16 protein-coding genes and 6 tRNA genes are annotated in these 13,217 nt (G+C 28.8%); 20 read left to right on the forward strand and 2 right to left on the reverse strand.

What is annotated here, in order from left to right; translation table 11 throughout:
• Positions 1–92: 92 nt before the first annotated feature.
• From Q0617_RS12470 to Q0617_RS12565, 20 genes are all read left to right on the forward strand, one after another.
• The gene (locus Q0617_RS12470) at positions 93–1,421 is read left to right on the forward strand and encodes an NFACT RNA binding domain-containing protein (protein ID WP_298753652.1); all 1,329 of its coding nucleotides are present in this window, start codon (positions 93–95) and stop codon (positions 1,419–1,421) included.
• Positions 1,422–1,430: 9 nt separating this feature from the next.
• The gene (gene traT / locus Q0617_RS12475) at positions 1,431–2,018 is read left to right on the forward strand and encodes a complement resistance protein TraT (RefSeq protein WP_298753653.1); all 588 of its coding nucleotides are present in this window, start codon (positions 1,431–1,433) and stop codon (positions 2,016–2,018) included.
• Positions 2,019–2,080: 62 nt separating this feature from the next.
• Entirely contained in the window at positions 2,081–2,839 is a 759-nt protein-coding gene (locus Q0617_RS12480; RefSeq protein ID WP_298753654.1) for a phosphatidate cytidylyltransferase, read from the forward strand.
• Positions 2,836–3,903 carry a 1-deoxy-D-xylulose-5-phosphate reductoisomerase gene (gene dxr / locus Q0617_RS12485; protein ID WP_298753656.1) on the forward strand — a complete coding sequence of 356 codons (1,068 nt, stop codon included), beginning with the start codon at positions 2,836–2,838 and terminating at the stop codon, positions 3,901–3,903. Before Q0617_RS12480 ends, dxr begins: the two co-directional genes overlap by 4 nt.
• On the forward strand, positions 3,893–4,177 hold the full coding sequence (locus Q0617_RS12490) for a hypothetical protein (protein ID WP_298753657.1): 285 nt from the start codon (positions 3,893–3,895) through the stop codon (positions 4,175–4,177). The genes dxr and Q0617_RS12490 overlap by 11 nt, the downstream gene beginning before the upstream one ends.
• Positions 4,174–4,605 carry a DUF1566 domain-containing protein gene (locus tag Q0617_RS12495; protein ID WP_298753658.1) on the forward strand — a complete coding sequence of 144 codons (432 nt, stop codon included), beginning with the start codon at positions 4,174–4,176 and terminating at the stop codon, positions 4,603–4,605. Before Q0617_RS12490 ends, Q0617_RS12495 begins: the two co-directional genes overlap by 4 nt.
• Positions 4,606–4,607: 2 nt before the next feature.
• Positions 4,608–5,165, forward strand: coding sequence for an alpha/beta hydrolase (locus Q0617_RS12500; protein ID WP_298753659.1), 558 nt, complete (start codon positions 4,608–4,610; stop codon positions 5,163–5,165).
• Complete coding sequence (tsaD, locus tag Q0617_RS12505; protein ID WP_298753660.1) at positions 5,162–6,151, forward strand: tRNA (adenosine(37)-N6)-threonylcarbamoyltransferase complex transferase subunit TsaD; 990 nt, start codon at positions 5,162–5,164, stop codon at positions 6,149–6,151. Before Q0617_RS12500 ends, tsaD begins: the two co-directional genes overlap by 4 nt.
• Positions 6,152–6,162: 11 nt before the next feature.
• Positions 6,163–6,489, forward strand: coding sequence for a translation initiation factor SUI1 (locus tag Q0617_RS12510; RefSeq protein ID WP_298753661.1), 327 nt, complete (start codon positions 6,163–6,165; stop codon positions 6,487–6,489).
• Between the two features lie 11 nt (positions 6,490–6,500).
• Positions 6,501–7,886, forward strand: a complete 1,386-nt coding sequence (locus Q0617_RS12515) for an NAD(P)H-hydrate dehydratase (protein WP_298753662.1) — start codon at positions 6,501–6,503, stop codon at positions 7,884–7,886.
• Positions 7,883–8,194, forward strand: a complete 312-nt coding sequence (gene cutA, locus Q0617_RS12520; protein ID WP_298753663.1) for a divalent-cation tolerance protein CutA — start codon at positions 7,883–7,885, stop codon at positions 8,192–8,194. Before Q0617_RS12515 ends, cutA begins: the two co-directional genes overlap by 4 nt.
• Positions 8,191–8,970: a thiazole synthase gene (locus tag Q0617_RS12525; protein ID WP_298753665.1), complete on the forward strand. Its 780-nt coding sequence runs from the start codon at positions 8,191–8,193 to the stop codon at positions 8,968–8,970. The genes cutA and Q0617_RS12525 overlap by 4 nt, the downstream gene beginning before the upstream one ends.
• A 120-nt stretch (positions 8,971–9,090) precedes the next feature.
• Positions 9,091–9,168, forward strand: a tRNA-Pro gene (locus Q0617_RS12530).
• A 28-nt stretch (positions 9,169–9,196) separates the two neighbouring features.
• Positions 9,197–9,273 (forward strand) — tRNA-His (locus Q0617_RS12535).
• A 15-nt stretch (positions 9,274–9,288) separates the two neighbouring features.
• Positions 9,289–9,365, forward strand: a tRNA-Arg gene (locus tag Q0617_RS12540).
• A gap of 30 nt (positions 9,366–9,395) precedes the next feature.
• Positions 9,396–9,480, forward strand: a tRNA-Leu gene (locus tag Q0617_RS12545).
• 119 nt (positions 9,481–9,599) lie between these two features.
• Positions 9,600–9,676 (forward strand) — tRNA-Met (locus Q0617_RS12550).
• A gap of 73 nt (positions 9,677–9,749) precedes the next feature.
• Complete coding sequence (locus tag Q0617_RS12555; protein ID WP_298753666.1) at positions 9,750–9,890, forward strand: hypothetical protein; 141 nt, start codon at positions 9,750–9,752, stop codon at positions 9,888–9,890.
• A 115-nt stretch (positions 9,891–10,005) separates the two neighbouring features.
• Positions 10,006–10,093, forward strand: a tRNA-Ser gene (locus Q0617_RS12560).
• Between the two features lie 172 nt (positions 10,094–10,265).
• Positions 10,266–12,392: a PAS domain-containing sensor histidine kinase gene (locus Q0617_RS12565; protein WP_298753667.1), complete on the forward strand. Its 2,127-nt coding sequence runs from the start codon at positions 10,266–10,268 to the stop codon at positions 12,390–12,392.
• Between the two features lie 62 nt (positions 12,393–12,454).
• On the opposite strand, the gene Q0617_RS12570 is transcribed toward Q0617_RS12565, so the two are convergent.
• Together Q0617_RS12570 and Q0617_RS12575 are read right to left on the reverse strand one after the other, a co-directional pair.
• Complete coding sequence (locus Q0617_RS12570; RefSeq protein ID WP_298753668.1) at positions 12,455–12,721, reverse strand: acylphosphatase; 267 nt, start codon at positions 12,719–12,721, stop codon at positions 12,455–12,457.
• A gap of 83 nt (positions 12,722–12,804) precedes the next feature.
• On the reverse strand, positions 12,805–13,164 hold the full coding sequence (locus Q0617_RS12575; protein WP_298753669.1) for a hypothetical protein: 360 nt from the start codon (positions 13,162–13,164) through the stop codon (positions 12,805–12,807).
• Between the last annotated feature and the right edge of the window lie 53 nt (positions 13,165–13,217).

Consider the following 13,217-nt stretch of genomic DNA (forward strand, 5'->3'; position numbering starts at 1 on the left):
ACTTATAAAATTAAAAACTTTATTAAAATAGTAATAGATTGTATGATGAAAATAGAAAATATAGTATAAAAAAAACTTATAATTGGAAAAAGATGAAATATTATGCAATAAAAAATATTGTTAACTATCTAAATGAAAATTGTCATACCATTAGAAATATAAAAAGAGTAGAAAATAATACGATATTTATGGAGTTTAATGAAAGAAATGTTATCTATTTTGATATGTCAAAAAGTAATAGCCTTATTTATAAAAAAGAGGAGAAAGCTTCTTTAAAAAAAGATTTTATTGCACCCTTTGACACCATATTACAAAAAAGATTTAATAATTCAAAAATAAAAAATATAACAATGCACAATGACGATAAGATTATAAGATTTTATGTTAATTCTAAATCTTCATATAAAGAATTAACCACAATTTTGCAATTAGAGTTTACAGGAAAGCATACAAATATCATAATCTTGGATGAAAAAGAGATAATTTTAGAAGCCTTAAGACATGTGGATGAATTTAGTTCCTCTAGAGTTGTAAAGGTTGGTGAAAAATTAGATGAAATTCCAAAACAGACTTTTATTCCCAAAATGGAAGAGATATCTGACACAGAAATTTTCTTATTGAACAACTATCTTCAAAAAGAAGAGAGCCTATTAGCAAGCATAAAAAAACAAAAAATCTCACAAATAGAAAAAAATCGTAATAAATTAATAAAGGTATTAAAAAGCTTACCACAAAAAGATGACTTAGAAAAAGAGTCAATTATTTTATATGAAAAAGCAAATTTGATTTTAAGTAATTTACATCTAATCAAGCCATATGATAAAAGTGCAAAATTAACAAACTATGACGGAACAGTTATTGATATAGATTTAAGCGAGTGTAGCAGTCCCTCTATTTATGCCAATGAACTTTTTAAAAAAGCAAAAAAACTTAAACAAAAAAGTCTATATATCTCAATTGAAAAAGATAATTTAGAAAAAAAGTCAGAATTTTTAAATAGAATGGTATCAAACATAAAGCTTTGTAACTCTATAGATGAAGTTGAGTTTTTACTTCCTAAAAAACAAAAAAACCAAACAAAAACAAAAAAACAAGAGCCCTATGAAAGCTTCTTTTTTGATGGCTATAGAATATTACTTGGAACTGATGAACGCTCAAATATATATCTACTTCAAAACTCAAAAGCCAGTGATTTTTGGTTTCATATGCAAAGTACTAACTCTTCACATGTAATAGTGCAAAATACAAAAAAGAGTCTGCCAATTGATGTAATATATAAAGCAGCAGAATTGTGTGTGAAGTTTTCAACAGATTTTGCTGGCAAATATCTAGTTGATTTTACCCAAAGAAGAAATGTAAAAGTTCAAAATGGTGCAAATGTTTTGTATAATCCATATGATACAATTGATGTACATATCTAAGGAGATATTTTGAAAACTCTATTTTTATCTATTTTTATAATATTTATGCTCTCTTCATGTAGTTCAAAAAATATTTCAAAAGTTGAAATTACTAATGAAATAGTGGTAAGTAAAAGTGAAAATAAAACAATTTCAATATTGTATAACAATATTACAGATAAAGAAATCCAAATTTATGAAAAACTTAGTGTCGAGTTAAAAAAACATGGTTATACCGTAGTTTCAAATGAGTATGCAAGAGAATATTCTTTGGATATAAATACTATTTTTGCCAATGAAATAGGTAAAAAAAGTACAACTAAAGATATTTTGAGTAATACAAATTTAAATATTACCATAGGACAAGTTTTTGGCAATGTAGGAGTTAGTGGAACTATTGGCTCAAAAATCGGTTCTATCTTAGGAGATAGTTTAGATACAAAATCTTATCAAATAATTATGGATATAACAATCAGAGAATTTAAAGATAATATTATAACAAATGAGACTATTACTCAAGTAGTTGCAGAGTCTACAATTATCGATGAATCTAGTGAAATAACGATAGATATTTTAGAAAATAAAATAGCAGAAAAAGTAGCAAGAATATTCCCCTAAAACTCTATTTACAAAATAGAAAGAAAACTTAAGATAAAATATCAAAAAATCAAAGGTTATTTATGAATGAGTTACTCACCTCAAGTTCAACAAGAATAAAAACAGCACTTGCCTTATTTGCACTATTTATAGTAGTTAGTTATATTGATACATTATTTGTAACTTGGATATTTCTTGGTGTTTTTATGATTGTAGGTGTTCATGAAGCAATGAATTTATTTAAAGTAGAGGATTCAAGAGTATACCAATATGCACTAATTTCCTGGATTATTGCATACTTTTATCCAAATCCAGAAGTATTAGTTTTAGTAGCACTTGTAATTTTTGCTGGAAATTTAGCTTATAAAAGAGATATGGACAAAAAAATATTTTTACCACTTCTTTATCCCTTAGTTTCATTTTTGACTCTTTTAGCTTTATACACAGAGTATGGAATAGAAGTTTTTTGGTGGATGTTATTTGTTGTAGCATCTGCGGATGTTGGGGCTTATTATGTAGGTCGAGCCTTTGGTAAAACTAAATTTTGTGAAACAAGTCCAAATAAGACTTTAGAAGGTGTTGCGGGTGGTATTGTATTAGCTGCAATTTTAGGACCTATTTTTGCTATTGATGGGATAACATATTGGGGTACTTTAGTTATCTCTATAATTGTTGCAATTGCCTCTATTTTTGGTGATTTGTTTGAAAGTTATCTTAAAAGAGAAGCTGATGTAAAAGATAGTGGAGATATTTTGCCAGGACATGGTGGAGTATTGGATAGAACTGATGGATTTTTATTCGCATCAATTATAATGCTAGTTTTATTAAGAGCTATAATTTGATAATTTTAGGAAGTACGGGCTCTATTGGGGTTAATACTCTTAATATTGCAAAAAAATTTAATCTAAATATTGATGTTTTAGTTGCTGGAAGAAGTATAGAATTACTTAATTCTCAAATAAAACAGTTCAATCCTAAAAAAGTAGTAATAGCTTTAAAAGAGGATGTCTCAAAAGTAAATCATACTAATGTATCTTATGGTGAAGAGGCAATTTTAAAAGCAATTGAAGAATCAGATGCTAAAACTGTAGTGAATTCTCTTGTAGGATTTTTAGGACTAAAACCAACACTAAAAGCCATAGAGTGTGGCAAAAAAGTAGCTTTAGCAAATAAGGAGTCCTTGGTTGTTGCAGGGGCTTTTATAGATCAAAAGAATCTTATGCCAATAGATAGTGAACACTTTGGACTTTGGTATTTACTCCAAGATAAAAAAATAGACTCTATGACAATAACTGCTAGTGGTGGTTCTTTTAGAGATTATCCTTTGGAAAAACTAAAAAATGTATCTATAAAAGAGGCACTTAATCACCCTAATTGGTCAATGGGAAATAAAATCACAATAGATAGTGCAACCATGACAAATAAACTTTTTGAACTTTTAGAAGCAAAATGGCTTTTTGATACAACAAAACTTGATGCCATAATTGAGACAAAATCACTAATTCATGCACTTGTTAATTTTACTGATGGAAGTACAACAGCTCATATAGCAAGTGCAAATATGCAGTTGCCAATTTCCTATGCAGTTTTAGGAAAAGTTGATGAAAACATACTTAAACATATAGATTTAGTAGAAGTTGGAAGTTTAGAGTTTAAGAAAATAGAAGAAGAGAGATATCCTATTTGGAAAATAAAAGATGAAATTTTAAAAAACCCAAATTTAGGAGTTGTTGTAAATGCTGCAAATGAAGTTGCCGTTGCAAAGTTTTTAAATGAAAAAATAGGATTTTTAGATATCTCAAAAATAACACTTGATGCAGTAAATCATTTCCATAATGTAAATCCGAGTTCACTAGAAGAGATTTTTGCTTGGGATAAAGAAGTAAGGGCTTATTGTGAGTCTTGATTTACTTATTCCTTTTGGAATATTGCTTGTTTTAGTAATATATCTAATAGCAAGTAGAACTAACTTTGAAAAGCAAACAGTAAAAGAGTTTGAAGAGAAGTTTGAAAATTGGAAAGTTCATGCAAAGCCAGAAGAAAAAGAAGTTAAAGAAACAAAAAAAGAGTTAGTTGGACTTGTGTTTAAAAAAAATGGTAAAATAGATATAGAACTTTTTGATGAGTTTAGTAGTGACAGAATTCAAAAAGGAAAATTTAATTCAAAGATAAGACAATGAGATATTTAATACTAATTATATCGTTAGTCGCAATTTTAAATGCCGCCTCTTTTCAAAGAGATAATCAATTACAAATCGTAATTGACACTGAACATTCTCTTGTTTGGATGGATAGTGAAGCTAATATAAAACTATATTTTACCCATGAAGAAGCTGATAAGTATTGTGAAGATTTACTTCATGGAACATATAGCAATTGGCGTTTGCCAGAGATTGAAGAATTAGAATTAATAGTAGATAAAGATAATCCCCCACGAAATATATATAGAGTTTTTAGATATAGCTTAAATGAAGGATATTGGGCTAGTACAGCTCATTGGAGAACATTATGGTTTTATGCTGATTATATGCATTTTGTAAGTGGGACACCTTATTTTGATAGTAGACATAAGAAAAAATTAGTTAGATGTGTAAGAACAGGAAAGTAAAAGTGAATAAAAGAGTTTTAATATTACATGGTTTAGGTGGAAGTGATTTTCCTCATTGGCAAGCTCATTTGGCAAGGGATTTGATAAAAGAGAACTATATTGTCTCTTTTCCAGCTTTTCCAAAAAGAGAAAATCCTGATTTAAATGAGTGGAAAGAGTTTTTAAAAAAAGAGTTAAAACACTTCAATCCTGATATTGTAGTTTGTCACTCTTTAGCAAATATTCTTTGGTTTCATACTTGTGATGAACTTGATATCAAGCTTGATAAACTGATGTTAGTAGCACCAGTTAGTAGAAATAGAGTTGTAAAAGAGGCTCAAAGCTTTTATCCATATCCAATTGCAAAAGATTTAAAAGCAAAAGAGATAATAATGGCAGCTTCAACCAATGACCCATATATGGAAATCGAGGAAGCAATTGAACTTCAATCAAAACTTAATGTGGGAATGAAAATCATGGAAGATGCAGGGCATATAAATGCAGCCTCTGGATTTGGAAAACTTGATTGTGCCTTGGATTGGATAAAAAGAGAAGAAGAGTGTGAGGAAAATGCTAAATGATACTTAGTATCGAATCTTCTTGTGATGATAGTTCTATTGCCATTACTAAAATTGATACAAACGAATTAGTTTATCACAAAAAAATATCCCAAGAACTTCAACATAGTGTTTATGGTGGAGTGGTTCCAGAACTTGCTGCAAGACTTCATGTGGAAGCTTTACCTAAAATACTTGAAGAGTGTAAAGAGTATTTCCCACAACTAAAAGCAATAGCAGTTACAAATGCACCCGGACTTTCTGTTACACTAATGGAAGGTGTCACTATGGCAAAAGCTTTATCTCTGTCATTAGGTATTCCACTTATTGCTGTAAATCATTTAAAAGGGCATATTTACTCTTTATTTATAGAATCAGAGGCAATCTTACCTTTAACAGTTCTTTTGGTTTCTGGTGGACATACGCAAATAATAGAAGTAAACTCTTTAAGTGATATGAAAATAATAGCAAGTACTATGGATGATAGTTTTGGTGAGAGTTTTGATAAAGTTGCAAAGATGTTGGAACTTGGTTATCCAGGGGGTCCTATTATTCAAGAACTATCTTCAAAAGGGGATAATGAAAAGTTTGATTTTCCAGTGCCACTTAGACAAAGTCCTAAAATAGAGTTTTCATATTCAGGCTTAAAAAATGCAGTTAGGCTTGAAATAGAAAAGCAAGAGACTCTAAGTGAGAGAACAAAAGCAGATATTTGTGCCTCATTTCAAAAAACAGCAGTTGAACATATCATGCAAAAATTAAAAAAATTGTTTAAACAGCATGCTCCTAAAAACTTCGCAATAGTAGGAGGAGCAAGTGCAAATACTTGCTTAAGAGGTGAGATTGAAAATCTTTGTGAAAAGTATGGAACAGCTTTAATGCTAAGTGAACTTAAATATTGTAGTGACAATGCAGCTATGATAGGAAGAGTTGCAGTTGAGCAGTATAAAGTGAGTGATTTTATAGACATAGATGAACTTGATGTTCAAACAAGAGTGAAGGTATTTTAAAAGGTGAGACAATGATATTTGAAATGGGTGCAAAATTAGATGGCGATAGTTTTGATACAAAAAAAGATGATAAGAAAAAAAAGCCATCAAATAAAATAGAGCCAAAAAACTCACATCAGCTAGTATTTACCTATGAGAAAAGAAAAGGTAAGCCAGTTACTTTAGTGGGTAGATTTAATGTAAGTGATGATGAAAAAAAAGAGGTATTAAAACTTCTAAAGAAAAAGCTTGCCTGTGGTGGAGCTATCAAAGAAGAGTGGATAGAGTTACAAGGTGATGTAAAACAAAAAATAATAGAAATCTTATCAAAAGATGGATGGAAATTTAAAAACAAATAAAGAAGTATGCCATGAAAAAAGTATTTGATGAAGTTGGAACTTTAGATAGAAGATGTTATGAAGAGTTTGCCTTAAGTGAAGATATACTTATGGAGCATGCTGCATCAAGCATGGCAAAATTTTGTGAAGATAAGTTTGAAGAAAAAAGTGTAGTTCTTATTGTTTGTGGTTTGGGAAACAATGGAGCTGATGGTATAGCATTAGCTAGACTTTTATATAAAAAGTTTGATGTGAAACTCTATATTCCTTTTGGAGTAAAGTCGCAAATGGCACAACTTCAACTAAAAAGAGTAAAACTTTTAGGAATAGAAGAGATAAACTTTGTTTGTAGTTGTGATGTTGTTGTAGATTGTCTTTTTGGAAGTGGTTTAAATAAAGATTTAGATGAAAGTTCAATAGAGCTTTTAAAAAGAGTGAATTATTTAGATGCTTATAAAATAGCTTGTGATATTCCAAGTGGAATTAATATCTTAGGACAAATTCATAGTGTGGCGTTTAAAGCCCATACAACTATTACAATGGGAGCATATAAGAACTCTTTATTTAGTGATAGTGCTAAAAACTATGTAGGTGAAATAATAGTTGCAGACCTAGGAGTTCAAAGAGATGTTTATGAAAGTAGTAGTAATACTTTTCTTTTAGAAAAGTCTGATATGAACCTTCCTTTTAGAAAAGATAAGAATTCACACAAAGGAACTTTTGGTCATGTGAGTATTATTATGGGAGAGAAGTGTGGAGCAGGTAGGATTGCCTGTGATGCAGCTTTTAAATTTGGAGCTGGTTTGGTAACAGCTGTTTGTCATAAGGAATTAAATTTACCATATCATATTATGCAAAGCCATTTTATACCAGATAATTGTACCTCTATTGCTATTGGAATGGGACTTGGCAATTATGAGATTGAAGAGATTAAGAATATCTTAGCTCTTAAAATACCAAAGGTAATAGATGCTGATCTGTTTTATGAAGAGTTAATATTGGAGACTTTAAATAAAGAGTTTGTATTAACTCCTCATCCAAAAGAGTTTTGTTCACTTTTAAAGCTTTGCGATATTGCAGATATTAATGTGCAGACTTTACAAAATGATAGGTTTAAGTATCTTGAGATGTTTACAAATAAATATCCAAATGTAACTTTGCTTTTAAAAGGTGCAAATACAATTATTGCAAAGGCAGAAAAAAGATATATAAATAATCATGGCACACCAAATTTAAGTAAAGGTGGAAGTGGGGATGTTTTATCTGGGCTTATAGCTTCTCTTTTAGCACAAGGATATAACTCTTTAGATGCAACTATTACAGCCTCCCTAGCACATAGTTTTGCAGCAGCTAATTTTAGTAAAAACTCTTATTCCCTATCTCCACAAGATATTATTGATGAGGTAACAAAATTATGAAACTAGTTATTGTCCAAACCACATGTGAAGATATAAATGAAGCTAAAAAAATAGCAAATATTTTACTTGATGAAAAACTTGCAGCTTGTATACAAATTTCAGATGTGCAGTCTTTGTATATATGGAAAGACAAACTTTGTAATGATAATGAAAAGCTTCTCTCAATCAAAACTAAAAAGAAAAACTTTAAAAAAATACAAAGGAAAATCAAAGAAAATCATAGCTATGATTTGCCTGAAATTATATTAATAGATATTGAAGATGCTAGTAAAGAATATAAAAAATTTATAGGAGAAAATGCAAAATGAGTGATATTTTAAAAGTTGGTAATTATGAGTTTAATAGTAGATTAATAGTAGGAAGTGGTAAATATAAAGATTTTCAAACTACAAAAGAAGCAACACTAGTAAGTGGAAGTGAGCTTATAACAGTTGCAATTAGAAGAGTAAATATTACAAACCCAAATGAAGAGAATTTATTAGATTATTTTAAAGATACAAATGTAAAACTTCTTCCAAATAGTGCAGGGTGTTTCACAGCAGAAGAAGCAATTACAACATTTAGACTAATGAGAGAAGCTACAGGAATAGATTTGATTAAACTTGAAGTTATTGGTGATGCTCATAAAACTTTATATCCAGATGTAATAGAGACAATTAAAGCTTGTGAAATTCTAAAAAAAGAGGGTTTTACAATTATGGCATATACAAATGATGACCCAATCATTGCAAAAAGATTAGAAGATGCTGGTGCAGATGCTATAATGCCACTAGCTGCACCAATAGGAAGTGGTCTAGGAATTCAAAACAGATATAACGTAGCTTTTATTAAAGATGCAGTAAAAGTTCCTGTAATCGTTGATGCAGGTGTTGGGTGTGCTAGTGATGCAGCTATTGCAATGGAACTTGGAGCAGAAGCTGTTTTAACAAATACTGCAATTGCACAAGCTCAAGATCCAATAGCAATGGCAGAGGCTATGAAGTATGCAGTAATAGCTGGAAGAATGGGTTATAAAGCTGGAAGAATTCCTAAAAAACCCTATGCAACAGCTAGTTCACCAATTGATGGATTAATTCAGTTTTAGGAGAGTAAACTAAAATTTAGCTAAAATTGGAGAATTTATATATCTTTTCCAATTTTACCCTTGACAAATAGTAAAAAACTTAATATAATTCCGTCCACTTTTCGTAAGATTAGTATGTTTCGGGGCGTAGCGCAGTCTGGTTAGCGCACCTGGTTTGGGACCAGGGGGCCGGAGGTTCGAATCCTCTCGCCCCGACCATTTTTTTAAAGTATAAAAAAATATGATGGTAGGATTAGCTCAGTCGGTTAGAGCGTCTGGTTGTGGTTCAGAAGGTCGTGGGTTCGATTCCCATATCTTACCCCATTTTTATTTTTAAGTGCTTCCTTAGCTCAGCTGGATAGAGCAACGCCCTTCTAAGGCGTAGGTCAATGGTTCGAATCCATTAGGGAGTACCACTTTTTTGTCTTATTTTAAGACTCGTATACGCGGATGTGGTGAAATTGGTATACACGCCAGACTTAGGATCTGGTGCCGCAAGGTGTGAAGGTTCAAGTCCTTTCATCCGCACCATCTACATTATTATAAAATCGGTATTTATAACCTTTTTGTTCTCTTTAATTGTCCCTTTGGATATTCAAGTTTACTTCAATTTTATTCTTATTTAATTTGTAGATAATAAAAACTCAGAACGCGGAATAGAGCAGTACGGTAGCTCGTCGGGCTCATAACCCGAAGGTCACAGGTTCAAATCCTGTTTCCGCAACCAATTACTACAATATGAATTTATTTACTCCTCAATTTAAATGATTATCCTAGGTAGAAAAAAAGAAAGGATATATATGTCAATTACAAATATTAAATTAACAGATAAAGTTGAAGTATTTATTAGATTAATTCAAAATAATGAAAATCTAAAAGATGCTTGTAGCAAAGCTGGAATAAAAATATCTACAAAATCAATTTGTACTGCTAAACAATAGCAATAGTTAGAAGTCTCTTCTAATTATGGCATCTTAACTCAAATATAAGTCCATAAGAATCAATTTAAAACTTTATTAATCTTTTTAAAAGTATACTTGCGACTTACTAATACATAGACAGGTGTCTGAGAGGTCGAAGGTACTTCGTTGGAAGCGAAGTGTAGGTCAAACTACCGTGGGTTCGAATCCCATCCTGTCTGCCAGATTAACTCCTTATTTTATGGTCTTGTATAACTTTTATATAAATAATAATTAAACTCTAAAATTCTTTACTTAACACCTCAAAATGCATGCTAACTTGTAATTGAAATTATGTAGTTGAAATGCTATACTTTAATTGTATAATTTTTTTATATTAAAATTAAAGAGAAAATAATGATAAAGAATTTCCTATTTGATAAAAATCATCAATCAAAATTTATTCTATTTTTATACTCAATCGTTATTATTGCTACTTTTATATTTATTGATAGAATATTCTTTAGTATAAATATGAAAAATGCAATATTGAATAGGGGTCTTGAACAAATAACAGAAAGAGAAAAAGTATTAAAAAGCTTTATTAAAAAAGCTGAGCTTACATTGGAAAGTATTAGAGATAATGAAGTATTTAATAAGTATGTAAATAATCCTAATCAAAAAGATTTATTATATTTAGAAAAACAACTTCTGCTTATCTCTCAAATCAATACAGACTTTATGCAACTAAGATATCTTGATAAAAATGGTATGGAATTAGTTAGAATTGATAGGGATAAAGAGTTCGAAAAACCTTATATAGTAAATAAATTACAAAATAAAAGCAATAGATATTATTTCAATGATTCAATAAATAAAGAAGCTAATAAAGTTTGGTTTTCACCACTAGATTTAAATATAGAAAATGGAAAAGTTCAAAAGCCATATAATCCAACAATAAGAGCTATATTACCTATAAATAAGAATGATAAGTTTGATGGTATCCTTATAATCAACTACTTTATGAATGATTTTTTAAATAAGTTTATTGATATAACATTGTATAAAATGATATTGGTAGATATTGATGGAAATACATTACTTCATTATGACAATGATAAAAGTTGGGGATTATTTAAAAAAGAAAAATATAATATACTAAATGAATACACTGATTCTAAAAATATTTTTAAAACAGATATTTTTAAAACAGACAATTTTATTTCAAAAAAACTTGATATTCCCATTGCAAATAAACCAATTATAATCTTAGAACCAAAAGATGATTATTTAGAAAAAGAGATTAAAAGTCATTATATCCAATATGGATATGTTGTTTTTATAATACTTATTTTAACTTTTGTAGCAAGTTATTTTGTATCAAAAATATTGGGTAATACATTAAGAGAATTAGATACTACTAAAAAACTCAATAAAAAATTAGAAAGTTTACAAAATAGACTTTCTTCAATACTTAATACAACGCATGACATTATTATTGTATTGAATAATAAAAAAGAAATAGAGTTTGTAAATCATGAAGGAGTTCAAACAACTCTTTATAAAGAAGATGAACTTTTAAATAAAAGTATAGATTTACTTATAAAAGGCAATAAAGAGTTTATAGAAATATTTGAACAAGTCTTAAACAACAATGAAAAGAGTATATTTGAAATTAGCTGTTTTAATAAAGATGGCAAAAAGATTGCCCTTTTAATTTCATTAATAAAAATAAAAGATAAAGATAATGTTTTATTTATTGGAAGAAATATAACTGAACTAAAGAAAAAAGAAATAGAGTTACTAGAAAAAGATGAAATACTTTTACAACAAAGCAAAATTGCTACGATGGGGGAGATGCTAGAAAATATAGCTCATCAATGGAGACAACCATTATCTATTATCTCTACTTCAGCAAGTGGATTACAATTAAATTTAGAAATGAAGAATTTTGATGAAAAAATTTTAGATGAAGGATTAGATAATATTATTCATACAACTAACTATTTATCTCAAACAATAGAAGATTTTAGAAATTTCTTTAGTAATAAAAAACTTGTTGAATTGTTTGATGTATCTTCAGTAATTGATAAAACTTTATATTTAATGACTTCAAGGTTTACAAGTAGTGAAATTAATATTCAAATCAATAAAGAAAAGAGTTCAAATGTTAAAGGCGTAAAAAATGAATTGATTCAGTGTTTAATGAATGTTTTTTCTAACACAAGAGATGAGTTTGAGAAAAAAGTATCAATAAACCATATAAAACTACTTGTGATAAATATATATAATGATAAGGATAATGTAATCATAGAAATTCTTGATAATGCAGGAGGAATTCCTGATAATATTATCTCAAAAGTATTTGATGCTTACTTTACAACAAAAGAAAAAAGTGGAACAGGAATAGGACTTTTTATGACTAAAAAGATTATTGAAAAAAGTTTCAATGGAAAAATTGAAGTAAAAAATAAAGAGTTTGATTATGCTAATAAAACATATATAGGAGCAAGCTTTAGAATTATGATACCTATGGGAGAATAGTCAAGGTTACTCAATAAGAGGTTTATACACAGTATCACAAGTATTTAGTACTATTAAGATTATTATCTTACTTCAAATCCATTATTGTGTAAAGAGCCTAAAGAAGACTGTTTTATATCACTTACTTTACTAGTTGGACTACCACTTTTTAATATAGTAATAAAATCATTTAATCTTTTTTCATGACAGGTTACTACTGCTTCTACTTTACCATCTGGCAAATTTTTAATATATCCACTAAGTTTTGCTCTATTTGCATTGTCGGCTATGCTTTTTCTATAGCTAACACCTTGTACTTTTCCACTAATTATAAATTTATAGCTTTTCATTATTAATATTCACTTTATGTAAGGTTAAGATTTATCTTTTATATTATTCTACCATATCCATAAGCATTTTAGTGATTTTATGCTTATTTAATAAATCTTTTCTCTATATCTTCATTAGTTAATTCTATATTTTCTTCATTTATAAAACCATAATAGTAAGTATCATCTTTATCAGATACCTCAATTACTAGAATATTTTCATCAGAGTGATTTTTTACAAACTTATCTACTGCTTCTAGTGCTGAATCTTTCCAATACTTTTCAATTTCATCATTATTTCCTGCGTCAAAAAAAAGACAATCTTCACACAATGAAAACAGGTAGTTTCCTGCACCTTCATATATTTCAAAAGAGTTATTATCATTATCAAGTTTTTCATTTGTAAAAGGGCAATATAGACTAAACTTTTTCATCTCTTTAGGTTTTAAGGTAACTTTGTTCATTAGAAATCCTATTTTATTAATTTTTCAAATTATACAATTTGATTCTTAGAAAT

Source organism: uncultured Arcobacter sp., assembly GCF_937982575.1.
Classification (GTDB): Bacteria; Campylobacterota; Campylobacteria; order Campylobacterales; family Arcobacteraceae; genus Arcobacter.